This is a genomic window from Pseudomonas sp. BIGb0558, assembly GCF_024807515.1.
Lineage (GTDB): Bacteria > Pseudomonadota > Gammaproteobacteria > Pseudomonadales > Pseudomonadaceae > Aquipseudomonas > Aquipseudomonas yamanorum_A.
Map to the genome: position 1 here is coordinate 84,911 of NZ_JANUEW010000020.1, position 25,783 is coordinate 110,693.

A 25,783-nucleotide genomic window follows, 5' to 3' on the forward strand; every position below is an offset into this window, starting at 1 on the left:
ATTGTCGCAGATTTCGGCGAACAAGGACGAGTCTGTCGCCGAATGCTCTTTCCTACGTCGTTGGTAAATAGATCACACGTCCCACTCAGAACAATCTTTACAGTTCAAATAGCGAGAGTCGTTCTAATGGGGCGTTGATGATCGCAGCCTTTGCGATACACAACGCCAGGGAGAAGTTCTTTATGCCCGCGGATGGGGCCTTTTTGAAAGAGGATTATCCTGATGCTGATCGGAAAGACACTGCATGACCCGCAGCCCCAAAGAGCCAATACCCTAACCCTCACATCACCCACAACGGGCAACCAGGCCGTCACCAACGCCGACAAACCACTTGATCCTCACCGGGTGCGCGACCTGACCTTTGTCGGTGTCGGCAGCAGCGTGGCCTATCTGGCCAACGAACTGAACGGGCGATTTTCCGCAGGTGACCAACAGCAACCCCTGCGGGGCAAAGTGAGCATTATCGGCCAGGAAGACCCTTGGTCGGCATCTGTTCGCGGCCAAGGCTACATCAATCACCAACATGAAATCATCGACCAGTGGGGCCCCAAGGCTCCCGCCTACAACCCCGGATACGCGGATCGGGCCGAGTTTGCAGCGAGTAACCAGCAGCAGCTGGATCGGGCACAAGCGCTTGGGGCAGAACACCTGCCGACACAGGTCAGCAGCATTCGCCAGCTGAAAAACGGCACCTATCAAATTCAGCTGGACAACGGCCAGACGTTAGACAGCCGCCAAGTCGTGCTCGGCATGGGCGCCGGGCCGCACACTCGCTTATGGAACAACGACGGCCCCCAGACATTGGCAGAAAAACGCCTGGATAACATCCAGCTGCACCAGCAGGAGGCCCTGCGCGGCAAGGTATTGGACCTGGACGAGTTCATGCGGGAAACCGACAGCCATCCTGAAAAATTCGCGGGTAAACACGTGGTAGTGCACGGCCCCAACGCCGGCATTGATGCGGTCGAGCGCGCGGGAGAACTGGGGGCCCATGTTGATTGGCTGATTCGGAGCACCCGACCGGTGCTGCTCGACGGTCATCAGCTGAAATTTGCGCCAGAGGTGGCGAACAACCACCTGGTCTCGGTGGATGCACTGGACATCCACCCGGCTACCACGCCTGGAGGTGCCCCTTTACGGCTGAGCTACAGTGCTCCCGGCGATAACCCACAGGCAACGCGCAAAACCCTGGACGCCGATTACTACGTGTACGCCCTGGGTCAGGATATCAATAAACCTGGAAGCGCCGGCGCAATACTGGGAGCCCTGCAGGGGACACTGGAACCAATCTACGACTACGATCAGATTTATAGCGACCAGCCCTACAAGACCGTCCTGGGCCTGCAAACACGCGGTAGCGACAGCAGTAACGGCCTGCTCATTGTCGGTGCCGCCGTGGCGCAACTGGCGGGGAATGTTCAGCACAGTTATCTGGACCATGCCGCCGAGCGTATTTTCCAGCAGCTGGAGCACCTTCCTGGCGAACAGGCCGAGCGGTTGTCGCAGTTGATCTTGCAAGGCGCCAGCGCGACAGACATTCAGCAATACCAGCAGGCGTGGGCCGCAACCACGGTCTTCGCACCGGCAATGCAGGTATTGAAGCATCAGGTGACGGACTACCTGGCGGCCCGGGCTTATTTCCAACAGCAGGCGCTGGAGAAAAAAGGCCCACGTGGCGTTGCGGCAGAAGTGGAAAACCAGACATCGAGCCAGGTACCGTCGGTGGTCGTATCCCCTCAATTGGGCACGGTGAAGGCCTCAACGGCCGCCCTGTCGGGGCTCATGCCCGCCTATGTGGCCAAGGGTGAGAATAACTTTACGGCGGATGATCGCACCATGCTGCGTGCCGGAATCGCCGATCGATACCCGAATATCGACAATGCCGGCGCCACTGATTTCATTAATGAAGTGATCAACTTGCGCCACCTTGGCAGCCAGGCCTTTATTGAAAAGGCCATGGCCGAGGGAGCAAACACGCCTCCCGTGCACGCGCCCGTCGTGGGTGTACCGGCGCAGGTCAGGGAAGGCTATGAAGCACACCTAAAAGCCTTGAACGAGGGGGCCGATACCCCGCCGTTAAGTCGTCAGTGGCAGCCGCCTGCATAACAGGAGCTCAAGGGCAATGTTCCGCCCGTTGCCCTATTCGTTATCCAGCCCCTTGCGCCGGTAAGGAAACACATCGATCACCTTGCCGGCGCGAATCGCCTCTTGCAGGCTTTTCCAATAGTCGGCGTTGTACAACTCGCCATGCAGTTCATCGAATAGCCTGCGCTGGCCGGAATCGGCAAACAGGAACGGCGGGAATTCCTCCGGGAACACATCCAGCGGGCCGATGGAGTACCAGGGCTCGGAGGCCATTTCATCTTCGGGGGTGCGCGGCGCCGGGATATGCCGGAAGTTGGCCTCGGTCAGGAAGCATATTTCGTCGTAGTCGTAGAACACCACGCGGCCGTGACGGGTGACGCCAAAATTCTTCAGCAGCATGTCGCCGGGGAAAATATTCGCCGCCGCCAGTTGTTTGATCGCCAGGCCGTAGTCTTCCAGCGCTTCGCGCACCTGAGCTTCGTTGGCGTTTTCCAGGTAGAGGTTGAGCGGAGTCATGCGCCGCTCGGTCCAGCAGTGGCGGATCAGCACGGTATCGCCTTCCACCTCGACAGTGCCGGCGGCGACTTCAAGCAGCTCAGCCAGGCATTCGGGCTCGAACTTGCTCAGCGGAAAACGGAAGTCGGCGAACTCCTGGGTGTCAGCCATGCGCCCTACCCGGTCGACACTTTTCACCAGCCGGTACTTCTCGATCACGGTGGCGCGGTTGACGTTTTTCGACGGCGAAAACCGGTCCTTGATGATCTTGAACACGGTATTGAAGCCCGGCAGAGTAAACACGCTCATGACCATGCCGCGCACGCCCGGCGCCATGATGAACTGGTCGTCGGTGGTGGCGAGGTGGTTGATCAGCGCCCGGTAGAACTCGGATTTGCCGTGCTTGTAGAAGCCGATGGAGGTGTACAGCTCGGCAATGTGCTTGCCCGGCAGGATGCGCTTGAGGAAGCCGATAAACTCGGCCGGTACCGGCACATCCACCATGAAATAGGAACGGGTGAACGAGAAGATGATCGACACATCGGCCTCGTCGGTGATCAGTGCATCGATCTGGATACCGCGGCCTTCCCGGTGCAGCAGCGGAATCACCAGCGGCCATTGCTCATCGCGGGTGTAGATACGCCCTACGAGGTACGCGCCTTTGTTGCGGTACAACACCGAGGAAAACAGTTCGACGTTGAGGTCCGGGTCTTTGCACACCCAGTCCGGCAGGTTTTCCCGCAGTTGTGCTTCCAGGCGGCGCAGGTCAGCGGGCAGGTCGGCGTAAGGCTCGCTGAAGCGGTAGTCGGTGAACATCTGTTCCAGCATGCCCGCCAGCTTGCCGCCGGGCTTGTAGGTGCGGGTTTGCGCAGCACGGGCGCGGCGCAGGCTGGGCCGGGTGGTATGAATGAACATGCAGCCGTCACTGATCAGGTCATGGCTGAACAGGCCGCAGAACGTCGAGTTGTACCAGGTCTCGGACAGCTCATCGTCAAACCGCAGGTCGATCAGGCTGATGTAGGCGCTTTTCACCAGCGGCCAGAGGCCAATGTCGAGTAATACGGCCTCATCAAAGGCTTCCCGCAACCGCGCCGTGACTTCGCTGACCTTGTCTTCATACAGATTGATGCGTGCAGCCGAAGCCGCCTGCCCTTGCTGCCACTGCGCCTTTTCGAAACGTTCCCGGGCGCCGTCGGTGATCTGGCGGAAGTGCTCGCGGTAGTCGTCGAAGCCGTCGAGGATCATCTGCGCAATGTCGAGGGCTGGCGTTTGCTGCGGCATTTGGGAAACCTCTGCGGGCATCTGGAGTGAGCTGAGCTTAGCCAGTGTACGAGAACAGGAGAAGGGTCATTTTTCATACAGCCTTGTACAAGATTGTTCATTTCGTACATTTATTTACTGTTTATTTAATTCGACCAATCGGTCAGTAAAAGCATCACTCAGTCACTCTTTCGCCATTAAACGTTTCACCTGCAGGCCTTGAGCGGCGTGCCTTGCCCGCGAGCCCCCGGGTAAATGAGAGTTTTTGCTCTACCGCGCCTGGCCTCAGTTACCAGGCGAGCATTGGATCCAACGTAAGGGAAACCCTGATTACAAGAGTGATGGCTCTTTGCTATATAGCGCGCCCTCTCCCACCCTAACAAGGTCAGAAGACCGATCCGGGAACAGGTTCTAATCGCCCAAGGAGCATTGAGATGTCATTGAGGAATATGGGGATCGGTCTGCGTGCCAGTCTGAGTTTTGGGGTTCTGGCCAGTCTGTTGATCGTAGTCGGCCTGTTTGGCCTGGGCCAGATGGCCAAGCTGCGAGAAAGCGCGCTGGTCATCGAAGAATCATGGATGCCGAGCATTGAGAACATCCACGACAGCGCCGCCTATGTCGCCAGCATCCGTCTGGAAGCGTTGCGCTTGCTGACCACTGATGAATCCAGAGTGCGGGACAACAGCAAAAACCTGATCACCCGCCAACGCGCTGACCTTGAAGAATTGCTTAAGCGCCACGAAGCCCTGCTGAACAACGAGCAAGAACGCGACATGCTCAAGCAGTTGAAAGCCAACGTTGCGAGCTACATGACGATCGTCGCCCAGATGATTCAATTGGTCGACCAGGACCAACAGCAAAACGCCATGGACCTGCTCAACAGCCGCCTGGCGCCCCAGGGCACGGTCCTCAATAAAAGCCTGGAAGACATGATCACCTTCAACCAGAAAGGTGTGGAGGACGCAGCAGAATCAGCGGCCCGGATGTACACCAGCGCCCAGTGGGTAGTGGGCACCATTATCCTTACCGCCCTGCTGGCCACCTTGTTGCTGGCCTGGCTCCTGACCCGCAGCATCACCACGCCCATCGGCCAGGCACTGACAGTGGCCCGCACCATCGCGTCCGGCGACCTGAGCCGGCCGATCATCGTGGAGGGCAAGGATGAAGCGGCCCAACTGCTCACCGCCCTGGCCACCATGCAGGCCAACCTGCAGGAAACCATCCGTGGCATCAGCGAGTCCTCGCAACAGCTGGCATCGGCGGCGGAAGAGATGAGTTCGGTGATGGAACAGAGCACCCGTGGCCTGCAGGCGCAGAACGACGAGATCGAACAGGCGGCCACCGCCGTGACGCAGATGAGTGCGGCAGTCGACGAAGTGGCAGGCAATGCGGTGTCCAGCGCCGAAGCCTCAAAGGCCTCCGACGAAGACAGCAAACACGGCCACTACCAGATCAGCGAAACCATCAGCTCGATCCAGAACCTGGTGGACGAAGTGCTCGGCGCCTCGACCAAAGCCGAAGGCCTGGCGGCGCAGGCCCAGGACATCAGCAAGGTACTGGAAGTGATTCGCGGGATCGCCGGGCAGACCAACCTGCTGGCACTCAACGCAGCGATTGAGGCGGCCCGCGCAGGCGAGGCCGGTCGTGGTTTTGCGGTGGTGGCGGACGAAGTGCGCTCCCTGGCACAACGCACCCAGGACTCCACCGAAGAAATCGAGCAGATGATCAACGGTATCCAGCAAGGTACCCAGGACACCGTCGGCGCCCTGAACAGCAGCGCCGAACACGCCGGCCAGACCTTGCAACGGGCCAATAGCGCCGGCAGCGCGCTGGAGAAAATCACCGCGGCGATCTCGCAGATCAGCCAGCGCAACCTGGTGATCGCCAGTGCCGCCGAGCAGCAGGCGTTGGTGGCCCGTGAAGTGGACCGCAGCCTGGTGAACATTCGGGATCTGTCGACACAAACCGCAGCCGGAGCCACCCAGACCTCGGCGGCCAGCCAGGAGCTGTCGCGGCTGGCGGTGGACCTCAATGGCTTGGTGACCCGTTTCGTGCTGTAAAAACATGTATTAGCGATTGTGTCAGGCAGGCCCGTGGGCAACACTTCCGCCCTTATCGAGTAGGAGTTTTTCCGTGAGACCTGTCGACACCCTGCACCTGTTGGTGCTGGCCGCTATCTGGGGCGCGAGTTTTCTGTTCATGAGGATTATCGCGCCGGAAATCGGCATCCTTCCTACTGCGTTTTTCCGGGTGTCGATTGCCGCCACCGGGCTGCTGGTGATCCTCGCCTTGATGCGGGTGAGTTGGGATTTCCAGGGCAAGTTCAAGACGGTGCTGTTGCTGGGCGTGATCAACTCGGGTATTCCCGCCACTATGTATTCGGTGGCGGCCCAAGTGCTGCCGGCCGGTTACTCGGCGATCTTCAATGCCACGACGCCTCTGATGGGCGTGATGATTGGCGGGCTGTTTTTCAGTGAGCGCTTGACCCCGTCAAAAATTGCCGGGGTGTGCCTGGGTTTGTTCGGTGTGGGCATCCTGACCCGCGCGGGGCCGGTGGCCTTCGATATGGAATTGCTGATGGGCGCGCTGGCGTGCCTGTTGGCGACCACCTGTTATGGCTTCGCGGGCTTTTTGGCGCGGCGCTGGCTCGATCAACGGGGCGGCCTGGACAGTCGCCTCGCGGCCTTGGGCAGCATGCTGGGGGCCACGCTGTTTCTGCTGCCGCTGTTTGCCTGGAGTGCCATCAGCCATCCACCGGTCAGTTGGGGTGGTTGGCCTGTGTGGCTGTCGCTGCTGGGATTGGGGCTGGTGTGTACGGCGTTTGCCTACATCCTGTACTTCCGCCTGCTGACGTCCATCGGCCCGGTGAAGTCGATGACCGTGACCTTCATGATTCCGCCGTTCGGGGTGTTGTGGGGCGCGTTGCTGCTGGATGAGCCGCTGTCCATGGCGCATCTGTATGGCGGGTTGTTGATTGCGGGGGCGTTGTGGCTGGTGCTTCGGCCAGGGAAATTGGCCAAATCCTTGTAGGAGCTAGCTTGCTAGCGAAAAACGAAAGATCAACGCGGGGGGTCAGGCTTCCCGCGTTATCGTTGACGTCCTTCGCGAGCAAGCTCGCTCCTACAGGGGGGGTTGATCAGCTCTTACGGAACACAAAAGCCAATCCGACAATGATCAAGCCCATCCCCAGCAAGCTCAGCATTGCCAGGCGGTTGCCGAAGATCAGGTAGTCCATCACCGCCGTCACTGCCGGCACCAGGTAGAACAGACTGGTGACATTCACCAGATTGCCCCGGGCGATCAGCCGGTACAGCAACAGTGTCGCCAGCAGTGACACCACCAGCCCCATCCACAGCACCGGCACGAAAAAGCCGATGCTGTGTTCGAAGTGAAACGGCTGGAACGGCACAAACACCGAGCACAGGACCAAGCCGGCCAGGTACTGCACCGGCAGCGTACCCAACGGGTTATCGGTGATGCGTTTCTGCATGATCGAGCCGAAGGTCATGCTGGCCAGGGCCAGCAAGCCGAAGAGCATCCCCGCCAGGGACATACCGGACATGCCGATGCCCTGATACACCACCATGATCAACCCCGCCAACCCCAGCGCCAGGCCGAACATCCGGCTCCAGGAACGCCGGCGCTCCATCAACACCACGGTAAGGATAGGTTGCACGCCCATGATGGTCGCCATCATGCCCGGCGTCACTTTGAGGTCCAGGGCCAGCAGATAGAAAATCTGGTAAGCCCCCAACAGCACCAGGCCGGTGGCCGCCGCGTAGAGCATCGGCTTGCCGGGGCGTGGCAATTTCAGTTTGAGGACCGGCACCAGAATCACCAGCCCCGCCAGGGCGATGGCAAAACGGATCAGCAGAAATGCAAAGGGTGAGGCGTGGGCCAGGCCCCATTTGGAGAAAATTGCCCCGCTGCTCCACAGCAAGACAAACAGGCTCGTCGAGGCCGCCGCGGCCACGGATTGTTTCGAAAGAACAGACATGGATACCACCTGTGATCAGGCAAAAAGCCAACTCAGCAACAGCTGAAATTCAGTAGGTTTTTTTCAGGCGGGCACAGGGGAACAGCAATCAGCTGATCAGCCCGAAATGCCAACACCCGGCGGTGATACGACTGCGTACACCGGCGTGCTACTGACAGGTGGGGGGTAGTGACTGATCTGCGCAGGCTGCTGGTTCCCGCACGGCACGACCGCAGCGTTGACCGCTGAATCGACTACCGCTATGCGCAGGGAAGCTGGCATGTGCTGATCTTTTTTGAGGGGATGAATACGGTGTCTGAAAACACCAGTGGCCGACTATAACCAGCAGGGGACATGCTTTGCAATGAGTTTGCCAAAAGGCCAGTAAGGACAGGCGATGGGTGCATGCCTAGGCTGGAAAAACCAGCCCCCACAACCTCAAGAGAAAAAATGCCGCGACCACACACCTTTCTCAGGTACCAGTTGAATAGGTCAAAAGCCCGCAACTTTGCCAACGCAACACTTGCCCGATTGCCGACCAAATTGGAGCACGCAACCGACGGTATACCAAACCTCACGCACGTCCGATTTGAAGCAATAAATGGGGCTGCCCTGGATGCTTATCACACATGGGAGTCGCCCTGCTTTTCATGGGAAGAGGTCGTACAGTGGAAAGCGAAAGAGCTGATGTATTTCGACCTTTCAATCTGGTTGGATCGTGAACTCTGTGGACTGTGCTTTGCCAACCCGAACCACAGCCGGCTAAGGATGCGGATCGTCCGATTAGAGGCAAAACCAGGAGGTGGTCATTCACTGCGCGGTTACATTGCCCCGCTAGCGTTGATGGCGGTAGAGCATTACGTACGGATCGTTGGCAGCAAGGCCATCGAAATCCAGGAGCCTTTACCGGGAGCAGTTCCAGCCTACGAAAAACTGGGCTTTACATTCGATGCGTCAGGCAGGCTTGCAAAGGAAATAGGCAGCGCTTAGGATCCAGACCATCGATCAATTAATGATCAATTCGGAGACACCATGAAAGGTCTCGTTCAAAATAAAGCAACAAAAAACAAAAAATCAGCCCGTAGCCACGAACAGCTTACCGATGAGCTCCCGGCAATTGATCCACGCATACTTCGAGCTCTCCTTGAGGGAGTCGACGAGCCAGCAGGCGTATTGGCAGGCCGTAAATAATCCCCCATAAAAAAACCGCTCCAACAGAGCGGCTTTTTCGTTTCAGGCACTTGGATCAGCCAAACAACCAATACCCCAACGCCGTCAGCACCACCACTGCCAGCACCGGCCGCAGGATGCGATACGCCTTCGGATGCTTGCGCTTCCACTGCTTGACCACACCGCTGAAGCTGTCGCTGAAGCGCTTGCTCCAGGCATACGCCTGGTTGATCCCGCCAACGCGTTCGTCGTCCAGGTTCTGTGGCGCGGTAGCACGGCCCAGTTGGGCGCTGACCCAACGGTTGATGCGGGTCATCAGGCGGCTGCTCAGCGGGCGTTCGATGTCGCAGAACAGAATCACCCGGGTGTGCTCGGTTTCGTTCTTCACCCAATGCACGTAAGTTTCGTCGAACATCACGTCTTCACCGTCGCGCCAGGCGTATACCTGGCCGTCGACGAAGATGCGGCAGTCATCGGAGTTGGGCGTAGACAGCCCCAGGTGGTAACGCAGGGAACCGGCAAACGGGTCGCGGTGCGGGTTGAGGTGGCTGCCACCGGGCAACAGGGCAAACATCGCGCCCTTGACGTTGGGAATGCTGCTGACCAGGGCCACGGTTTTCGGGCACAGCAGTTCAGCCGACGGCAACGGTTTGTCGTACCACTTGAGGTAGAAACGCTTCCAGCCCTTCTTGAAGAACGAACCGAAACCGGCGTCATTGTTCTTCTCGGCGGCGCGGATGTAACCCTCGTCGAACAGGTGCATGGCCTCTTCGCGAATCACTTCCCAGTTGTCCTTGAGCACATCCAGCTCCGGGAACTTGCTGCGGTCCAGGTACGGCTTGGACGGCACGGCAGAGAAGATATACATCAAGGCGTTATACGGGGCGAACAGCGCCGAATGGTTGACGAACTGACGCAACATCGGCAAACGGGCCTTGCCACGCAAATGCACATACAGCGTGCTGCCGATAAACAGCAGCAACACCGACAGTTTGGCGGCCAAAGAAAAGGTCATGCAGCAACTCCTGGAAATAGGCGTCTGGCCATTAGCCTCCCGTTATCGGGAAACCAGACGTAGCAGCCGGCCATGATAAACACTCCGGGCCTCGGGAAAAACCCGCGCACTCCAACAATAAGCATCCTGCGGTGCGCGATGATGGGCCAATTATGCATAAGGCCCGTGCCATCGCGCTGATTTGAATCAAGCCTGGTTTTCCTGATCGGTAAACAAATCGGCGAACAGCATGCTCGACAGGTAGCGTTCACCGGAGTCCGGCAGCACCACGACGATGGTCTTGCCCTGCATTTCCGGCTTCTCTGCCAGGCGCACCGCCACGGCCATCGCCGCGCCACAAGAGATACCGCACAGAATCCCCTCCTCCTGCATCAGGCGCAAGGCCATGGCCTTGGACTCTTCGTCGCTGACCAGTTCGACCCGGTCGACCATCGACAGGTCGAGGTTTTTCGGCACAAAACCGGCGCCGATACCCTGGATCTTGTGGGGGCTGGGCTTGATCTCTTCACCGGCCAGCGCCTGGGTAATCACCGGCGAGCTGATGGGCTCCACCGCCACCGACAGAATCGGCTTGCCCTGGATGTTCTTGATGTAGCGCGACACCCCGGTGATGGTGCCGCCGGTGCCCACGCCCGCCACCAGCACGTCCACGGCGCCATCGGTGTCATTCCAGATTTCCGGACCGGTGGTTTTCTCGTGGATCGCCGGGTTGGCCGGGTTTTCGAATTGGGCCGGCATGAAGTACTTGGCCGGATCGCTGGCGAGGATTTCGCCGGCTTTTTCAATGGCGCCCTTCATGCCCTTGGCCGGCTCGGTCAACACCAGTTCGGCGCCGAGGGCCTTGAGCACCTTGCGGCGCTCGATGCTCATGGATGCGGGCATGGTCAGCAACAGTTTGTAACCACGGGCGGCGGCGACAAACGCCAGGCCGATCCCGGTGTTGCCGGACGTTGGCTCGACAATGGTCATGCCCGGCTTGAGTTTGCCGCTGCCTTCAGCGTCCCAGATCATGTTCGCGCCAATCCGGCACTTCACCGAATACCCCGGGTTACGCCCCTCAATCTTGGCCAGGATGGTCACGCCACGGGGGGCGATGCGGTTGATCTGAACCAGGGGCGTGTTACCGATGGAGTGCGCGTTGTCTGCAAAAATGCGGCTCATGACGGGTCCTTAAGGCAATTTCAGGAAGGCCCCAAGGGTATGCCTCGTGTTGCAACGCGTCCAGTCAAGCGAACGTCCGGCGGCGCCCGCAGTCAATCGCCTACACGGATGGAGAAAATTCCCATGAAACGTCGCTACAGTTGGCCGCTCTGGACCCTCGTCGGGGTCGTGGTACTGCTGGTCGTCCTGGATATCGCCCTGCCCTATCTGGTGCGCAATTACCTGAATGACAAACTCGCCGACATGGGCGATTACCGTGGCCAGGTCACCGACGTTGACCTCGCGTTATGGCGCGGCGCGTATCGAATCAACGGCTTGCAGATCGTCAAGGTCGACGGCAAGGTACCGGTACCGTTCGTCAAGGCGCCGGTGATCGACCTGTCGGTCAGCTGGCACTCGCTGTGGTACGACCACGCAGTAGTGGCCGAGGCACAGTTCATCAAGCCGGAGCTGAACTTCGTCGACGGCGGCACCAACAAGCAGGCGTCCCAGACCGGTCAGGGCACCGACTGGCGGGCACAGCTGGGCAAACTGTTGCCGATCACCCTCAACGAGGTGCGCATCGACGACGGAAAGATCGCCTTCCATAACTTCAGCTCGAAACCGCCGGTCAATCTATACGCCACCCAAGTCAACGCCAGCTTCTACAACCTGACCAATGTGGTGGATGTAAAAGGCCAGCGCGACGCGCGCTTCGACGGCAAGGCGCTGTTTTTGGGCCAGGCACCGTTGGAAGCCACCGCCACGTTCGACCCCTTGAGCAATTTCGAAAACTTCGAATTCCGTTTCCGGGCCAAGGATATCGAGCTCAAACGCATGAATGACTTCGCCTCGGCCTACGGCAAGTTCGACTTCAATGCCGGCACCGGCGACCTGGTGGTGGAGGCCCAGGCCGAAAAAGCCCAGTTGACGGGCTACATCAAGCCCTTGCTGCGCAACGTCGAGGTGTTCAACTGGCAACAGGACGTGGAGAACAAGGACAAGGGCATCTTCCGTTCGATCTGGGAGGCAGTGGTGGGCGCCAGCGAGACCGTGCTGAAAAACCAGAACAAAAACCAGTTTGCCACCCGCGTGGAGCTGAGCGGCAACGTACACCAGCAAGATATCAGCGCGTTCCAGGCGTTTTTGCAGATTTTGCGCAATGGTTTTGTCCAGGCCTTCAACGCCCGTTATGAACAGCCCAAGCCCTCGACAGATTGATATTCAACGTGACTGCCCATTCAGAGACTGAATAGCCCGTCTGCGTTCACAGTCGCCGGGGCTGCGCGGTATAGTCGGGCAAAGCTGATTACTCGCCCGCTTCGGTGCTGCACCGTTCGGCGTCACGTTCGAGGATTGATAGATGAAGTTCGAAGGCACCCAGGCCTACGTTGCCACCGATGACCTGAAACTGGCCGTCAACGCCGCCATCACACTGGAGCGGCCACTGCTGGTCAAGGGTGAACCGGGCACCGGCAAGACCATGCTCGCCGAACAACTGGCCGAGTCCTTTGGTGCCAAGCTGATCACCTGGCACATCAAGTCCACCACCAAGGCCCACCAGGGCCTCTACGAGTACGACGCGGTGAGCCGCCTGCGGGACTCGCAACTGGGTGTGGACAAGGTGCATGACGTTCGCAACTACCTGAAAAAGGGCAAGCTCTGGGAGGCTTTCGAGTCCGAGGAGCGGGTGATTCTGCTGATCGACGAAATCGACAAGGCCGACATCGAATTTCCCAATGACCTGCTGCAGGAACTCGACAAGATGGAGTTCTACGTCTACGAAATCGACGAGACCATCAAGGCCAAGAAACGCCCGATCATCATCATTACCTCCAACAACGAAAAAGAGCTGCCGGACGCCTTCCTGCGCCGCTGCTTCTTCCACTACATCGCCTTCCCGGACCGCACCACCCTGCAAAAGATCGTCGACGTGCACTACCCCGACATCAAGAAAGACCTGGTCAGCGAAGCCCTCGACGTGTTCTTCGACGTGCGCAAGGTACCGGGCCTGAAGAAAAAACCGTCCACCTCCGAACTGGTGGACTGGCTCAAACTGCTGATGGCCGACAACATCGGCGAAGCGGTGCTGCGCGAGCGTGACCCCACCAAGGCCATCCCGCCCCTGGCCGGTGCCCTGGTGAAAAACGAGCAAGACGTGCAGCTGCTGGAACGCCTGGCGTTCATGAGCCGTCGCGGTAACCGATAAGGGCGATTGCCATGCTGCTCAATCTGTTCAATGAAATGCGTGCAGCCAAGGTGCCGGTCTCGGTGCGCGAGCTGCTGGACCTGATCAACGCGCTGAAACAGCGCGTGACCTTCGCCGACATGGACGAGTTCTACTACCTGGCCCGGGCGATCCTGGTGAAGGACGAACGGCATTTCGACAAGTTCGACCGGGCCTTTGGCGCCTATTTCAATGGCCTGGAAAAACTCGACGATCACCTACAGGCGCTGATCCCCGAAGACTGGCTGCGCAAGGAGTTCGAGCGTTCGCTGACCGACGAAGAGCGCGCGCAGATCCAGTCCCTTGGCGGCCTCGACAAGCTGATCGAAGAATTCAAGAAACGCCTGGAAGAACAGAAAGAACGCCACGCCGGCGGCAACAAGTGGATCGGCACCGGCGGCACCAGCCCGTTCGGTTCCGGCGGTTTCAACCCCGAGGGCATTCGCGTGGGTGACGCCGGCAAGCGCCAGGGCAAGGCGGTCAAGGTCTGGGACCAGCGCGAGTACAAGAACCTCGATGACTCGGTGGAACTGGGCACGCGCAATATCAAGATCGCCCTGCGCCGCCTGCGCAAGTTCGCGCGCCAGGGTGCGGCCGAAGAGCTGGACATCGACGGCACCATCGACCACACGGCCCGGGATGCCGGGTTGCTGAATATCCAGATGCGCCCGGAGCGGCGCAACACCATCAAGCTGCTGTTGCTGTTCGACATCGGCGGTTCGATGGATGCCCACGTGAAGACCTGCGAAGAGCTGTTCTCCGCGTGCAAGACCGAGTTCAAGCACCTGGAGTACTTCTACTTCCACAACTTCATTTATGAATCGGTGTGGAAGAACAACATGCGCCGCACCTCCGAGCGCACATCGACCCAGGACTTGCTGCACAAGTACGGCGCCGACTACAAAGTGATCTTTATCGGCGATGCGGCCATGGCGCCGTATGAAATCACCCAGGCTGGCGGCAGCGTCGAGCACTGGAATGAAGAGCCCGGGTACGTGTGGATGCAGCGGTTCATGGAGAAGTACAAAAAGCTGATCTGGATTAATCCGTATCCGAAAGATACCTGGGGCTACACGGCCTCCACCGGGATTGTTCGGGATTTGATCGAGGACCAGATGTTTCCGTTGACGTTGCGGGGGCTTGAGGAAGGGATGCGCTTTCTTTCCAAATAGGCGGAGCACTCACCGACGTCATCGCAGGCAAGCCAGCTCCCACAGGGAAATGCATTCCAAACTGTGGGAGCTGGCTTGCCTGCGATGCTTTCAGCGGTTCATAAAGCGGCGCAAATACTCCACTTGCTGTCGATGCGCCGTCTCCTGCACGACCGGCGCCAAACGCACTTTCTCCCCCGGTAAACACTGCGCCAGCCGCGCCAGTGCCAATGGCGTCAACGCGCCCAATCGCGGATAACCTCCGATGGTCTGCCGGTCATTGAGCAACACGATCGGCTGCCCGTCCGGCGGCACCTGGATAGCCCCCAGCGGGATGCCTTCCGAGATCAGCGACGGCCCCTGATACTCCAGCGGCGTGCCCAACAAGCGCATGCCCATGCGGTCGGCGCGGCTGTCGAGGGTCCATTCGCTGTTGAACACATCAAACAGGCTCTGGCCGCCAAACTGGCCGATCTGCGCGCCGAGGATCACTTCCAGTGGCGCCTTCGTGTCCAGTTTCGGCAACTGCCCGGCGGACAACTCCCGCATTGCACCGCCCGTGCCTGAATACGTCAGCTGCGCACCTTCAGCCAGCGCCCGGCCAAAACCATCCAGCCCGCCCAGCTCCTCACGGCCCACCGTGGCGCAACTGCCCAGCACCTGCGGCGCATCAAACCCGCCCGGCGCAGCCAAGTAGGCCCGTGCACCGCTGAAAGGCTGGGTAAAACGCAAACGCTGGCCTTTTTGCAGAATAAAACTGCGCCCCGGGCTGATCGCGCGCTCATCGATATAAGCGCCCAAGTCCGCCCCGGCCAGTGCCAGCAGGCAGTAATCCTCGGCCTGCACCGTCAAGCCACCCAGGGTGATTTCCACCACCGGTGCATCCAGGGCGTTACCCAGCAACCAGTTGGCCCACGACATCGACACCCAATCCAGCGCGCCGCCCTGGGTGACGCCCAAATGCCTTACGCCAAAGCGTCCAGCGTCCTGCAACAGGCACAGCGGTGTGCTGGCCTCGATCAGCAAGCGGCTCATACCTGTGCCTCCAACGGCGTGTCATCACCGCCCAGGTTGATGAATTCACGATGACTGACCGCTGCGTAACGCACGGTGTCCCCCGGTTGCATCAGGCTGTAGCCCTCGCGCTCGCGGTCAAACAGCTTGGCCGGCGTGCGGCCGATCAGGTTCCAGCCACCCGGCGACACCACCGGATAGGCCGCTGTCTGCCGTTCGGCGATCCCCACGCTGCCCGCTGCCACTCGCTTGCGCGGGGTACTGAGCCGAGGCGTCGCGAGCAATTCGTCCACCAGGCCCATAAAGGCAAACCCCGGGGCAAAGCCCAAGGCGAAAACCTGGTACTCGTGCTGACTGTGGCGACGAATCACCTCCTCCACCGCCAACCCGCTGCGCTGGGCGAGTAATGTCAGTTCGGGGCCGACACTCAGGTCATACCAGACCGGTAACACATGGCACTGCCCGCTGCCCTTGGGTTCTGGCTGCAAGTCTTCGAGCGCCTGATTGATCAGCTCCCGCGCCTGGCCTGGGTCGAGCGCCAGCAGGTCGTAGTGCACCATCAGGGTCGTGTAGGACGGCACCAGGTCCACCAGTGCCGGGCCAAAACTCTCCCGCAAACGCCGGGTGGCGGCGAGCATCCAGGGCATGTTGTCTTCGGCGATCACCTCAAACAGGCGCACCATCAGGCAGTCGATGGCCACCACTTCAATCCGTGGCTTCATGCTGGGGTCAACGCCTCGCGGATGCGCTGCACGGCGGCCACCGAACTGGCGTTATCGCCATGCACGCACAAGGTATTGGCTTGCAGGTGCAACGGGCTGCCATCACTGGCGACCAGCTGTTCACCGCGGGCGATGATCAAGGCCTGCTGGATGATCTTTTCCGGATCGTGGTGCACCGCGCCCGGCAACTGCCGGGAGACCAGATGGCCAGCGCTGTCATAGGCCCGGTCGGCGAAGGCTTCGAACCACAGGGTCACGCCATATTCGTCACCCAGGGCCTGGGCGGCGCTGTTGTCGCGCGTGGCCATCAGCATCAAGGGCAGGCTGGCGTCGTAGGCCGCCACGGCCTGGATCACCGCGCGCAATTGCGCGGGCTTGGCCATCATGTCGTTGTACATCGCGCCATGGGGTTTGACGTAGCTGACCCGCCCGCCCTGGGCCCGGCAAATGCCGTCGAGGGCGCCGATCTGGTAGTGCAACAGGTCCTGGATTTCCTGCGGGGTGTAGGCCATGGAACGGCGCCCGAAACCCTGCAGGTCCTGGTACGCCGGGTGCGCCCCCACCTGCACGCCATGCTGGAAGGCCAGGCTGACGGTCTTGCGCATGATGCTCGGGTCGCCGGCGTGGAAGCCGCAGGCAACGTTGGCGCAATCAATGAACGGCATCACCTCGGCGTCCAGACCCAAGGTCCAGTTGCCAAAGCTTTCGCCGATGTCGCAGTTCAATAGCAGGCGGCTCACGGTGAGGGCTCCTGTAGTCTTTATATTTTTCTAGTGTGGGACCTTTCTTCAAGATCCCGCAACGTTCAGGTTACTGTGCTTCCAGCTGCTTGCCACGGGTTTCCGGCAGGCTCAGGGCCGCGAGAATCACCACGCCGTAGGACACCGCCGCAAACCCGCCAATGCCCATGCTCAGCGGCACCTTCTGGCTCAGCAGGCCAATCAGCAGCGGGAAAAACGCCGCGAGTGCCCGGCCGATGTTGTAGCAGAAGCCCTGGCCGGAACCGCGAATCCGCGTGGGGAACAGCTCGGTGAGAAACGCGCCCATGCCGCTGAAAATCCCCGAGGCAAAAAAGCCCAGGGGGAAGCCCAGCCACAGCATGACCTGGTTGCTGACCTGCAATTGGGTGTAGAGCACGACGATGATGAACGAGCCGACGGCGAATAAAATAAAGTTCTTTTTGCGCCCGAGCAGGTCGGTCATGTAGGCACTGATCACGTAACCGACGTAGGAACCCACGATCACCATCGCCAGATAACCGCCGGTACCGAGGACGCTCAGGCCCCGTTCGTTTTTCAGAAAAGTCGGCAACCAGGAGGTGATGGCGTAATACCCGCCCAGCGCGCCGGTGGTCAGCAACGAAGCGCGAATCGTCGTGCTGAGCATGCCGGGGGCAAAAATCTCGTAGAACTTCGCCGGGTTGCTCGGCGCTTCCTTGGCCTTGGCTTCGCGATAAATCTCCGGGTCCTTGACCAGCCGACGCACAAAAATCACGAAGATCGCCGGCAGCAGGCCCAACATGAACAGCGCACGCCAGGCGTCTTCCGGTGGCAACCAGGAGTAGAGCAATGCGTAGAGAATCGCCGTGATGCCCCAGCCCAGCGCCCAGCCGGATTGCACCATGCCCACCGCCTTGCCGCGGTCCTTGGCGCGAATCACCTCGCCCATCAGCACTGCGCCGGCGGTCCATTCACCGCCAAACCCAAAGCCCATCAAGGTACGGGCCACCAGCAACTGGTCGTAGCTTTGCGCCAGGCCACACAGGAAGGTGAAGACCGCAAACCACAGCACCGTCAATTGCAGGGTGAGCACGCGGCCAATGCGGTCCGACAGGATGCCGGCGATCCAGCCGCCCAGCGCCGAGGCGATCAGGGTGCTGGTGTGGATCAAGCCTGCCTGGCCAGTGGTAATGCCCCACATCGCAATCAGCGTGGGGACCACAAAGCTCAGCATCTGGGTGTCCATCCCATCCAGGCCGTAACCGATCTTGCAGCTCCAGAACGTACGACGCTCCTGCTGGTTGATATTGCGGTACCAGTCAAAAGGTCCGGCGCGGCGTTCGGGCTTGGCCACCTCCAGGGTATCGGGCGCACTCATGGCGGATCTCCACGTGAATATTATTGGTATTGTTCTGGGCCCCTACGACGCTTATCGTGAGACGGGCCGATTTTTGGCGTGCGACCCCTGCTGCGTCCAACTAATAAAAACCGCCCCAATGCATAAGAAAAAGTTGATCCCATGAATTTGAAGTTCCTTGAAACCTTCGTCTGGGTGGCCAAGCTCAAGAGCTTTCGCCTCACCGCCGAAAAGCTCTTCACCACCCAGGCGTCGATTTCCAGCCGCATCGCGGTGCTGGAAAGTGAACTGGGGGTGAAACTGTTCCTGCGCGATTCCCGCGGCGTGAGCCTGACGCCGGAAGGCGTGAAGGTGCTCGATTACGCCGAGCAGATGATGGCCACCATGCAAGGGCTGAAGCAGTCCCTGGAAACCACCAGCAGCCAGGTCGGACGGATCCGCATCGGTGCAATGGACACGGTGATCCATACCTGGCTCAGCCCGCTGGTGACCGAGCTGATGGAGCGCTTCCCGCGGGTGGAGATCGAACTGGTGGCCGACACCTCGTTCAACCTCATCGATCAACTGCAAAAAGGCTTTCTGGACCTGATCCTGCAAACCGACCTGCTGCGCCAGGAAACCCTGCGCAGCCTGGAACTGGGCAGCCACCCCATGGGCTGGATCGTCGCCAGCGATTCGATCCACAACCGCGACTACGCCTCCCTCGCCGAACTGGCCCAGGAGCGCATCATCACCTACTCGAAAAACTCTTGCCCGCACCAGGACGTGCTCAGCCTGATGCAGGCCAACGGCGTGGCCGCGCCCCGGATGAACTGCGTGAATTCGGTGTCGGCAATCACCCGCTTGCTGCGCGACGGGTTCGGGATTGGCGCATTGCCACCGGTGCTGGTCAGGGAAGAATTGGCGCGGGGCGAGATGACCCTGCTGGCCATGGCGCAACGCCCGCCGAACCTGCAGGTGGTGGTGTCGTGGCGGGTCGGGGTGGAGTTGGTGGAGGAGATTGTGGCGCTGTGCCAGATCGTGGTGGGGCGGTATGCGCAGAAAGTGGGCGAGGATTTGATGGTGCTGAGCAAGCCCATTCCACTGAAGGAACCGATTTAAAACTGTGGGAGCGGGATTATGTGGGAGCCGGGCTTGCCCGCGATGCAGTCAACTCGGTCTGTCAGTTACACCGAGGTGATGCTATCGCAGGCAAGCCAGCTCCCACATTTTAAAGTCCTTTGAGGTCGCGCTCTTCGATTGGCCGGCTCTGGCGCAGGCGCTTGCCGCCCAACACCACCCAGTCGATCAGGCGGAACAGGCATTCGATGCCAAACGACAACAGCATCGCCCCGCCCAAGCCCCACCCCATGGCTTCCGGAGTCAGCAACAGCATGTAGCTGTAGCCGTTCCAGGTTTCCTGGCGAATCGCCGGGTCGGCGGCCACGGCCACTTGCAGCGCGCGGATGTACCACGGGCCCTGCATCGCCTGGAACTGTTTATCCAGCGCTACCTGACGGTCAAGCAAAGTGCCCAGGCTGTTGGCATCACTGCGAAACACCGGGTCGTCACTGGCGCGGTAATGGGCCACCAGCGCCTGCAAGTCACCGTTGAAGAACTGCTGCGCCGTGGCGTCGAAGCCGCGCAAACCGGTCTGGGCTTCGATCAGGTGGGCTTCGACGCGCTTGGCGTAGTCGCTGATAAACCCCGGCACCTGCACACCCACTAAGAGGCCCACAGCAAACAGCACCAGTCGCAAATAGCTGAGCAACATATTCGGCGTCCTTACTCGGTTGTACCTTGGGACACGCATTCGCCGCGTCGCCACAGGCTCCACTGGCCCGGTTCGTAGCGGGTCCAGGTCTCGTTTTCGGTCAGGGGTTCGGTGGCAATCACCGTCACCACATCATTTGGCGTGGTTTCGGCCTGAAAATCGACGATCACGTCGACATCTTTCAGGCGCGCAGGGCCAAACGGCGCACGCCGGGTGATCTGCGCCAGTTTGGTCGAGCAATAGCAGAACAGCCAGTCGCCGTCGCTCAGCAGGCAATTGAACACGCCTTTGCTGCGGTATTCGCTGCAGGCCGCAATCAGGTCCGGCAGCACCTGTTCGATGTCCACCGGCTCCGGGAAGGCTTCACGCACGCGGTTGAGCAAATCGCAGAACGCCGCTTCGCTGTCTGTATCGCCCACCGGGCGGTAGAACGTGGCGCGGGGATTGAAGTCCGCCAGTTGGCCGTTATGGGCAAAACACCAGTTGCGGCCCCACAGTTCACGCACGAACGGGTGGGTATTGGACAGGCACACCTTGCCCACATTGGCCTGGCGGATATGGCCAATCACCACTTCACTCTTGATGGGATAACGCTGCACCAGCAGCGCGACTTCCGATTCGCTGCTGGCCGCCGGGTCCTGGAACAACCGCAGGCCGCGGCCCTCGTAGAAGGCGATGCCCCAACCGTCGCGGTGGGGGCCGGTACGTCCGCCACGCTGCATCAGCCCGGTAAAGCTGAACACGATATCGGTCGGTACGTTGGCACTCATGCCCAATAATTCACACATGCCAGGCTTCTCGATTGCTGAGCGTACGACGTTAAAGGCGCGGTTCGACCCGCATGCCGCCGACAGGTGCCGGACGACCATAGCGCTCATCGGCGAAGGGTTCGTCGTCCTCCGGCTCAGCCGCTGCAGCGGCGGCGGCTGCCGCTTTGTGCTCACGGCGAGCCTTGGCGGCACGTTCGATGGGCCAGCGGATCAGCACAAACACCAGGTACACACCGAACGCGATCATGGAATACATGAACAAATCCGAAATCGCCCGCCAGGCGTTGTTGCCGACCTTGAGCACCAGGTCCAGGGCGGTGATGGCCACGGCCGGGGCAAACTGGGTCTTCACCGGGTCGACAATGGTCGGACTGAACAGCAGCACCGCCATCAGCAGCCGCAACGGCTCGCGCAGCCAGCGCCACATCCAGCGGGTCATGGCAAACCACACCAACAGGCAACCCAGGGCTGCGAAGGCGTAGAGGCCCCAAGCGATCAGATAGTCGTTCTCGGTCATGGTGTCCATGGCAAGGTAGGCAAACAGGCCGCTATGATAACGGCTTTTCAGTGCCGAGGCTGCAATGCCGTCGGCCAACCGCCAGACAGAGAGTGATCCATGCCCCCATCGACCCACATCACTGCCGCCCCGATCGCCCGCAAGGCCCCGGGCACCGACCCGTACGCCTGGCTGCAAGAGCGCGACAGCACCGAGGTGCTCGATTACCTCAAGGCGGAAAATGCCTGGCAAGAAGCAGAATTGTCCGACCAGCAGGCCCTGCGCGAAACCCTGTTCGAGGAGATCAAGGGCCGCATCCTCGAAACCGACCTGTCGCTGCCCTCGCCCTGGGGCCCGTACCTGTATTACACCCGCACCACCGCCGGCGACGAGTACGCCCGCCATTACCGCTGCCCGCGCCCGGCCGATGACAGCCAACAGGTCGACGAAAGCGCGCAAGAGTTGCTGCTGGACCCGAACGAACTGGCCAACGGCGGCTTTTTCTCCCTCGGTGCCTTCAGCATCAGCCCCGACCACCAGCGCCTGGCCTACAGCCTGGACACCAGCGGTGAAGAGATCTACACCCTCTACGTGAAGGAATTGGCCACCGGCAAGGTCAGCGAACTGGAGTTCGAAGACTGCGACGGCAGCATGACCTGGGCCAACGACAGCTTGACCCTGTTCTTCAGCGAACTGGACGACACCCACCGCCCGCACAAGCTGTATCGCTATCGCCTGGACGGCACCGCCGCCGAAGAAGTGTTCCACGAGCCCGACGGTCGTTTCTTCCTGCACTGCTACCGCTCAAGCTCCGAGCGCCAGTTGCTGCTGGCCCTGGGCAGCAAGACCACCAGCGAGATCTGGGCGCTGGACGCCGAGCAGCCGCAGCAGGCGTTTACCTGCATGGCGCCACGGGTCGAAGGCCATGAATATGACGTGGACCACGGCAAGCTGGACGACCAGTGGGCCTGGTTTATCCGCAGCAACCGCGACGGCATCAACTTCGCGCTGTTCCAGGCCGCCGACACCGGCAGCGTGCCGACCCAGGACGACTGGCAGAACCTGATCCCCCACGACGACGCGGTGATGCTCGATGGTGTGAGCCTCAATGCCCGAGCCATGACCCTGAGCTTGCGCATCGGCGGCCTGCCGATCATCGAAGTGCACCCGCAAGGCCAAGCGCCTTATCGGGTGGAACTCCCGGACGCGGCCTACAGCCTCTATGTGCAAAACAGCCTGGAATTTGTCAGCGACAAGATTCGCTTGCGCTATGAAGCGCTGAACCGCCCGGCCCAGGTCCGTCAACTGGAGCTGGCCAACGGCGCACAACAGGTGCTCAAGGAAACCCCGGTGCTGGGGGTGTTCAACGCCGACGACTACGTCAGCCAGCGGTTGTGGGCGACCTCGGCCGATGGCACCCAGGTGCCGATCAGCCTGGTGGTCCGCCGCGACCAGTTGGGCAAGCCGACCCCGCTTTACCTGTACGGCTACGGCGCCTATGGCCATAGCCTCGACCCGTGGTTCTCCCACGCGCGCCTGAGTTTGCTGGACCGTGGCGTGGCCTTCGCCATTGCCCATGTCCGCGGCGGCGGCGAGCTGGGTGAAGCCTGGTACCGCGCCGGCAAGCAGGAGCACAAGCAAAACACCTTCAGCGACTTTATCGCCTGCGCCGAACACCTGATCGCCCAGGGCCTGACCACCTCCAAGCAACTGGCCATCAGCGGCGGCAGCGCCGGCGGCCTGTTGATCGGCGCGGTGCTCAATCAACGCCCGGAGCTGTTCCAGGCGGCGATTGCCGAAGTGCCGTTCGTCGACGTGCTCAACACCATGCTCGACCCGGAGCTGCCGCTGACCATCACCGAGTACGACGAATGGGGCAACCCTGAAGAGCCCGAGGTGTATGAGCGAATCAAGGCCTATGCGCCGTACGAAAACGTCAGCGCCCAGGCCTACCCGGCCACGCTGGTGATCGCCGGCTACAACGACAGCCGCGTGCAGTATTGGGAAGCGGCCAAGTGGGTGGCCAAGCTGCGAGACACCAAGACCGACGAAAACCTGCTGCTGCTCAAGACCGAGCTGGGCGCCGGCCATGGCGGCATGAGTGGTCGTTACCAGGGATTACGTGACGTAGCACTCGAATATGCATTTGTTTTCAAGGCGCTGGGGCTGATTTAAGGAACTCCGCTCGGCGGGCGGGTCTGAACACCTGACCGCCGGGCGCGCGCCCTGCACGATTTATGGACAAAGACTGTAAGCCTCATGCCAGAACCGACCTTACTCAATAACGAAATCCGCGACATGCTGATGGATTGCGGCCTGTTCGACCCGTTGCTGCCGGAAGACTTCCATGTGGCGGCGGGCTATTTCAACATCAGCAGCATCGCCCGCGATGAGGTGATTTTCCTCGAGGGCGACGCCGGCACGTTCATGTGCATCATTCACAGCGGCCAGGTGGCGGTGCAGAAGACCAACCATGAAGGCCAGCGGCTGACCATCGCCACCTTGCGCAGCGGGCGTGCCTTTGGCGAGATGGCGGTACTCGATGGCGAGCGCCGTTCCGCCAGCTGTGTGGCGGCCAGCGATTGCGTGCTGTTGAACCTGGGCAAGGATTCCCTGGAAAAAATGCTCAACGACGCGCCGAAAATCGCGGCCAAGATCATCCGTGCGATTGCGATCGCCCTGTCCAAACGCCTGCGCATGGCGGACGGGCAATTGCTGTCCCAGCAGTTTTAACCGCCCGGGGACTTGGGCTTGATGTCGTTCTGCTGCAAGCCGGGGATCGTCTGGTCCTTCGGCGGCGTCGGCAACACGATAGGCGCCAGCATCGGTTCACCGCCGCCGGAGGTCTTGGGCGTCGCCGGTGGCGTGACTTGCGGGTAAGGTGTGGGCGTTGCAGTACCCGGCGAACCCGCAGCGGGTGCGGGCGTAATCGGCACGGTTTGCGACTCCTGGGCCCCGGCCGCACCGCTAAGGGTGAGCGCGCCCCATACAATGACCGTTAGAATGCTGCACTTCATCGATGGCTCCATGGCCTGACCGTAAAGTCGTAAGGCTACTCCCAACCGCGCAAGAATGCCCTTCCCAATGAGATTTCCATGAAACGTTTCGTTCTGCTGGACACCACTCCGATCCCCGACAACGGCGGTGCCTTGTGCCTGTTCGAATACGGTGAGGATTTTGTCATCAAGATTCAGGGCGGTGACGGTGGCCAGTTGATGAACACGCGCATGCACGGCTCCGAAGACGCGCTGGCGGAGATTCCGTGCCGCAAGGTCGCCGGTCGGCCCGGTTCCCGGGTATTGATTGGCGGCCTGGGCATGGGCTTTACCCTGGCGGCGGCGCTCAAGCACTTGGGCAAGACCGCCGAAGTGGTGGTCGCCGAGCTGGTGCCCGGCGTAGTGGAGTGGAACCGTGGGCCGCTGGGGGAAAAGTCCGGCCGCCCGCTGCTGGACCCGCGCACCGTGATCCGCCTGGAAGACGTGGCCAAGGTGCTGCAGGCCGAGCCCCAGGGGTTTGACGCGATCATGCTGGACGTCGACAACGGCCCCGAAGGCCTGACCCAAAAAGCCAACAGTTGGCTGTATTCCGCCGGTGGCCTCAGCGCCTGCGCCAAGGCCCTGCGGCCCAAGGGCGTGCTGGCGGTGTGGTCGGCCAGCGCCGACAAGCAGTTCAGCGACAAGCTGCGCAAGGCCGGCTTCAAGGCCGAGGAAGTGCAGGTGTTTGCCCATGGCAACAAGGGCACCCGGCATACCATTTGGATTGCCGAAAAACTGAAAGGCTAGCGGTTGCGCACCACCTCGATTGAATTCTGACACTCCTCACCGGCATGCCCTGCGGCTGAAAAAGCCGGAGGTTTATTGGCCCGCAAGCAGCTAGAATCAACGCTATCCGTGATCCACTAAAAGACAGGAGCCATGATGAGCTCGACCAACCCGCCCTCCCACACCGCCAAGCTGGACCGCATCCTCGCCGATGCCCAGCGCGACCGGGAAATGGGCTACCGCGACAAAGCCCTGAAGATGTACCCCCATGTGTGCGGCCGCTGCGCCCGTGAATTCGCCGGCAAGCGCCTGAGCGAACTGACCGTGCACCACCGCAACCACAACCATGACGACAACCCCCAGGACGGCTCCAACTGGGAGTTGCTGTGCCTGTATTGCCACGACAACGAGCACTCGCGGTATACCGACCAGCAGTATTTCGGCGAAGGCTCCACCAGCAGCCCGACGATTGCCAAAGCGACGCACAACCCGTTTGCGGCGTTGGCCGGGTTGATGAAGAAGGACGACTGAAGCAATGTGATGAACGACTTGCTGTGGGAGAAGGCTTGCTGTGGCAAGGGTGCTTGCTGTGGCGAGGGAGCTTGCTCCCGCTGGAGTGCGAAGCGCTCCCAAAAATCTTGGGGCCGCTACGCAGCCCAGCGGGAGCAAGCT

Annotated in this window: 24 protein-coding genes; 12 read left to right on the plus strand and 12 right to left on the minus strand. The window is 60.6% G+C overall.

The window, feature by feature from the left end; translation table 11 throughout:
* Positions 1-222 precede the first annotated feature (222 nt).
* On the plus strand, positions 223-2,106 hold the full coding sequence (locus M2400_RS21870) for a restriction endonuclease (RefSeq protein ID WP_259198034.1): 1,884 nt from the start codon (positions 223-225) through the stop codon (positions 2,104-2,106).
* Between the two features lie 33 nt (positions 2,107-2,139).
* Here M2400_RS21870 and aceK read toward each other — a convergent pair whose 3' ends face one another.
* Complete coding sequence (gene aceK / locus M2400_RS21875; RefSeq protein ID WP_177044910.1) at positions 2,140-3,861, minus strand: bifunctional isocitrate dehydrogenase kinase/phosphatase; 1,722 nt, start codon at positions 3,859-3,861, stop codon at positions 2,140-2,142.
* A gap of 428 nt (positions 3,862-4,289) precedes the next feature.
* Between aceK and M2400_RS21880 the strand changes: the two genes are divergently transcribed.
* Together M2400_RS21880 and M2400_RS21885 are read left to right on the plus strand one after the other, a co-directional pair.
* Positions 4,290-5,900, plus strand: a complete 1,611-nt coding sequence (locus M2400_RS21880; protein ID WP_405046200.1) for a methyl-accepting chemotaxis protein — start codon at positions 4,290-4,292, stop codon at positions 5,898-5,900.
* Between the two features lie 73 nt (positions 5,901-5,973).
* Complete coding sequence (locus M2400_RS21885; RefSeq protein WP_259198036.1) at positions 5,974-6,870, plus strand: DMT family transporter; 897 nt, start codon at positions 5,974-5,976, stop codon at positions 6,868-6,870.
* Positions 6,871-6,976: 106 nt separating this feature from the next.
* Here M2400_RS21885 and M2400_RS21890 read toward each other — a convergent pair whose 3' ends face one another.
* A complete protein-coding gene (locus tag M2400_RS21890) occupies positions 6,977-7,837 on the minus strand; it encodes a DMT family transporter (RefSeq protein WP_177113854.1) in 861 nt (286 codons plus the stop codon).
* Between the two features lie 429 nt (positions 7,838-8,266).
* Between M2400_RS21890 and M2400_RS21895 the strand changes: the two genes are divergently transcribed.
* A complete protein-coding gene (locus tag M2400_RS21895) occupies positions 8,267-8,806 on the plus strand; it encodes a hypothetical protein (RefSeq protein WP_177079569.1) in 540 nt (179 codons plus the stop codon).
* A 256-nt stretch (positions 8,807-9,062) separates the two neighbouring features.
* Here the strand turns inward: M2400_RS21895 and M2400_RS21900 are convergent, their stop codons facing one another.
* Both M2400_RS21900 and cysK read right to left on the minus strand, forming a co-directional pair.
* Positions 9,063-10,001 carry an aspartyl/asparaginyl beta-hydroxylase domain-containing protein gene (locus M2400_RS21900; protein WP_017479171.1) on the minus strand — a complete coding sequence of 313 codons (939 nt, stop codon included), beginning with the start codon at positions 9,999-10,001 and terminating at the stop codon, positions 9,063-9,065.
* A 186-nt stretch (positions 10,002-10,187) separates the two neighbouring features.
* Positions 10,188-11,162 (minus strand): cysteine synthase A, encoded by a 975-nt coding sequence (cysK, locus tag M2400_RS21905; RefSeq protein WP_010176514.1) that lies wholly within the window; start codon positions 11,160-11,162, stop codon positions 10,188-10,190.
* 123 nt (positions 11,163-11,285) lie between these two features.
* On the opposite strand from cysK, the gene M2400_RS21910 reads away from it, so the two are divergent.
* The 3 genes from M2400_RS21910 to M2400_RS21920 all read left to right on the plus strand — a co-directional run bounded on the left by M2400_RS21910 (position 11,286) and on the right by M2400_RS21920 (position 14,540).
* Entirely contained in the window at positions 11,286-12,362 is a 1,077-nt protein-coding gene (locus M2400_RS21910; protein ID WP_177044915.1) for a DUF748 domain-containing protein, read from the plus strand.
* 142 nt (positions 12,363-12,504) lie between these two features.
* A complete protein-coding gene (locus tag M2400_RS21915) occupies positions 12,505-13,350 on the plus strand; it encodes a MoxR family ATPase (protein ID WP_003210690.1) in 846 nt (281 codons plus the stop codon).
* Between the two features lie 11 nt (positions 13,351-13,361).
* Positions 13,362-14,540, plus strand: a complete 1,179-nt coding sequence (locus tag M2400_RS21920; protein ID WP_010176516.1) for a VWA domain-containing protein — start codon at positions 13,362-13,364, stop codon at positions 14,538-14,540.
* A gap of 90 nt (positions 14,541-14,630) precedes the next feature.
* On the opposite strand, the gene M2400_RS21925 is transcribed toward M2400_RS21920, so the two are convergent.
* From M2400_RS21925 to M2400_RS21940, 4 genes are all read right to left on the minus strand, one after another.
* Positions 14,631-15,554: a biotin-dependent carboxyltransferase family protein gene (locus M2400_RS21925; protein ID WP_259198037.1), complete on the minus strand. Its 924-nt coding sequence runs from the start codon at positions 15,552-15,554 to the stop codon at positions 14,631-14,633.
* Positions 15,551-16,255 (minus strand): 5-oxoprolinase subunit PxpB, encoded by a 705-nt coding sequence (gene pxpB, locus M2400_RS21930; RefSeq protein WP_259198038.1) that lies wholly within the window; start codon positions 16,253-16,255, stop codon positions 15,551-15,553. Before pxpB ends, M2400_RS21925 begins: the two co-directional genes overlap by 4 nt.
* A complete protein-coding gene (locus tag M2400_RS21935; RefSeq protein WP_177121666.1) occupies positions 16,252-16,995 on the minus strand; it encodes a 5-oxoprolinase subunit PxpA in 744 nt (247 codons plus the stop codon). The genes pxpB and M2400_RS21935 overlap by 4 nt, the downstream gene beginning before the upstream one ends.
* Before the next feature lie 70 nt (positions 16,996-17,065).
* On the minus strand, positions 17,066-18,352 hold the full coding sequence (locus M2400_RS21940; protein WP_177044921.1) for an MFS transporter: 1,287 nt from the start codon (positions 18,350-18,352) through the stop codon (positions 17,066-17,068).
* 141 nt (positions 18,353-18,493) lie between these two features.
* Between M2400_RS21940 and M2400_RS21945 the strand changes: the two genes are divergently transcribed.
* Positions 18,494-19,432: a LysR family transcriptional regulator gene (locus M2400_RS21945; protein ID WP_177113862.1), complete on the plus strand. Its 939-nt coding sequence runs from the start codon at positions 18,494-18,496 to the stop codon at positions 19,430-19,432.
* Positions 19,433-19,541: 109 nt separating this feature from the next.
* Here the strand turns inward: M2400_RS21945 and M2400_RS21950 are convergent, their stop codons facing one another.
* Genes M2400_RS21950 through M2400_RS21960 form a run of 3 tightly spaced genes read right to left on the minus strand, consistent with a single transcriptional unit; the run spans position 19,542 to position 21,380 of the window.
* Positions 19,542-20,084 carry a DUF2937 family protein gene (locus tag M2400_RS21950; RefSeq protein ID WP_003210684.1) on the minus strand — a complete coding sequence of 181 codons (543 nt, stop codon included), beginning with the start codon at positions 20,082-20,084 and terminating at the stop codon, positions 19,542-19,544.
* 11 nt (positions 20,085-20,095) lie between these two features.
* Positions 20,096-20,872: a class II glutamine amidotransferase gene (locus M2400_RS21955; protein WP_010176522.1), complete on the minus strand. Its 777-nt coding sequence runs from the start codon at positions 20,870-20,872 to the stop codon at positions 20,096-20,098.
* A 31-nt stretch (positions 20,873-20,903) separates the two neighbouring features.
* Positions 20,904-21,380 (minus strand): MFS transporter, encoded by a 477-nt coding sequence (locus tag M2400_RS21960; RefSeq protein ID WP_256348139.1) that lies wholly within the window; start codon positions 21,378-21,380, stop codon positions 20,904-20,906.
* A gap of 90 nt (positions 21,381-21,470) precedes the next feature.
* On the opposite strand from M2400_RS21960, the gene M2400_RS21965 reads away from it, so the two are divergent.
* Both M2400_RS21965 and M2400_RS21970 read left to right on the plus strand, forming a co-directional pair.
* Positions 21,471-23,525 (plus strand): S9 family peptidase, encoded by a 2,055-nt coding sequence (locus tag M2400_RS21965; protein ID WP_259198039.1) that lies wholly within the window; start codon positions 21,471-21,473, stop codon positions 23,523-23,525.
* Between the two features lie 84 nt (positions 23,526-23,609).
* Complete coding sequence (locus M2400_RS21970) at positions 23,610-24,083, plus strand: cyclic nucleotide-binding domain-containing protein (protein WP_010176525.1); 474 nt, start codon at positions 23,610-23,612, stop codon at positions 24,081-24,083.
* Here the strand turns inward: M2400_RS21970 and M2400_RS21975 are convergent.
* Entirely contained in the window at positions 24,080-24,367 is a 288-nt protein-coding gene (locus M2400_RS21975; protein ID WP_177113868.1) for a hypothetical protein, read from the minus strand. The two genes, M2400_RS21970 and M2400_RS21975, sit on opposite strands and share 4 nt — an antisense overlap.
* A 78-nt stretch (positions 24,368-24,445) precedes the next feature.
* Between M2400_RS21975 and M2400_RS21980 the strand changes: the two genes are divergently transcribed.
* Positions 24,446-25,132, plus strand: a complete 687-nt coding sequence (locus M2400_RS21980) for a spermidine synthase (RefSeq protein ID WP_003210678.1) — start codon at positions 24,446-24,448, stop codon at positions 25,130-25,132.
* A gap of 135 nt (positions 25,133-25,267) precedes the next feature.
* A complete protein-coding gene (locus M2400_RS21985) occupies positions 25,268-25,642 on the plus strand; it encodes a YajD family HNH nuclease (protein WP_003210675.1) in 375 nt (124 codons plus the stop codon).
* Positions 25,643-25,783: the final 141 nt, after the last annotated feature.

Bases quoted from the DNA above. Each gene is read 5' to 3' on its own strand.
- M2400_RS21870 (WP_259198034.1), top strand. From the start codon at position 223: ATGCTGATCGGAAAGACACTGCATGACCCGCAGCCCCAAAGAGCCAAT.
- aceK (WP_177044910.1), bottom strand. From the start codon at position 3,861: ATGCCGCAGCAAACGCCAGCCCTCGACATTGCGCAGATGATCCTCGAC.
- M2400_RS21880 (WP_405046200.1), top strand. From the start codon at position 4,290: ATGGGGATCGGTCTGCGTGCCAGTCTGAGTTTTGGGGTTCTGGCCAGT.
- M2400_RS21890 (WP_177113854.1), bottom strand. From the start codon at position 7,837: ATGTCTGTTCTTTCGAAACAATCCGTGGCCGCGGCGGCCTCGACGAGC.
- M2400_RS21895 (WP_177079569.1), top strand. From the start codon at position 8,267: ATGCCGCGACCACACACCTTTCTCAGGTACCAGTTGAATAGGTCAAAA.
- M2400_RS21900 (WP_017479171.1), bottom strand. From the start codon at position 10,001: ATGACCTTTTCTTTGGCCGCCAAACTGTCGGTGTTGCTGCTGTTTATC.
- cysK (WP_010176514.1), bottom strand. From the start codon at position 11,162: ATGAGCCGCATTTTTGCAGACAACGCGCACTCCATCGGTAACACGCCC.
- M2400_RS21910 (WP_177044915.1), top strand. From the start codon at position 11,286: ATGAAACGTCGCTACAGTTGGCCGCTCTGGACCCTCGTCGGGGTCGTG.
- M2400_RS21915 (WP_003210690.1), top strand. From the start codon at position 12,505: ATGAAGTTCGAAGGCACCCAGGCCTACGTTGCCACCGATGACCTGAAA.
- M2400_RS21920 (WP_010176516.1), top strand. From the start codon at position 13,362: ATGCTGCTCAATCTGTTCAATGAAATGCGTGCAGCCAAGGTGCCGGTC.
- M2400_RS21925 (WP_259198037.1), bottom strand. From the start codon at position 15,554: ATGAGCCGCTTGCTGATCGAGGCCAGCACACCGCTGTGCCTGTTGCAG.
- pxpB (WP_259198038.1), bottom strand. From the start codon at position 16,255: ATGAAGCCACGGATTGAAGTGGTGGCCATCGACTGCCTGATGGTGCGC.
- M2400_RS21940 (WP_177044921.1), bottom strand. From the start codon at position 18,352: ATGAGTGCGCCCGATACCCTGGAGGTGGCCAAGCCCGAACGCCGCGCC.
- M2400_RS21945 (WP_177113862.1), top strand. From the start codon at position 18,494: ATGAATTTGAAGTTCCTTGAAACCTTCGTCTGGGTGGCCAAGCTCAAG.
- M2400_RS21950 (WP_003210684.1), bottom strand. From the start codon at position 20,084: ATGTTGCTCAGCTATTTGCGACTGGTGCTGTTTGCTGTGGGCCTCTTA.
- M2400_RS21955 (WP_010176522.1), bottom strand. From the start codon at position 20,872: ATGTGTGAATTATTGGGCATGAGTGCCAACGTACCGACCGATATCGTG.
- M2400_RS21960 (WP_256348139.1), bottom strand. From the start codon at position 21,380: ATGGACACCATGACCGAGAACGACTATCTGATCGCTTGGGGCCTCTAC.
- M2400_RS21965 (WP_259198039.1), top strand. From the start codon at position 21,471: ATGCCCCCATCGACCCACATCACTGCCGCCCCGATCGCCCGCAAGGCC.
- M2400_RS21970 (WP_010176525.1), top strand. From the start codon at position 23,610: ATGCCAGAACCGACCTTACTCAATAACGAAATCCGCGACATGCTGATG.
- M2400_RS21975 (WP_177113868.1), bottom strand. From the start codon at position 24,367: ATGAAGTGCAGCATTCTAACGGTCATTGTATGGGGCGCGCTCACCCTT.
- M2400_RS21980 (WP_003210678.1), top strand. From the start codon at position 24,446: ATGAAACGTTTCGTTCTGCTGGACACCACTCCGATCCCCGACAACGGC.
- M2400_RS21985 (WP_003210675.1), top strand. From the start codon at position 25,268: ATGAGCTCGACCAACCCGCCCTCCCACACCGCCAAGCTGGACCGCATC.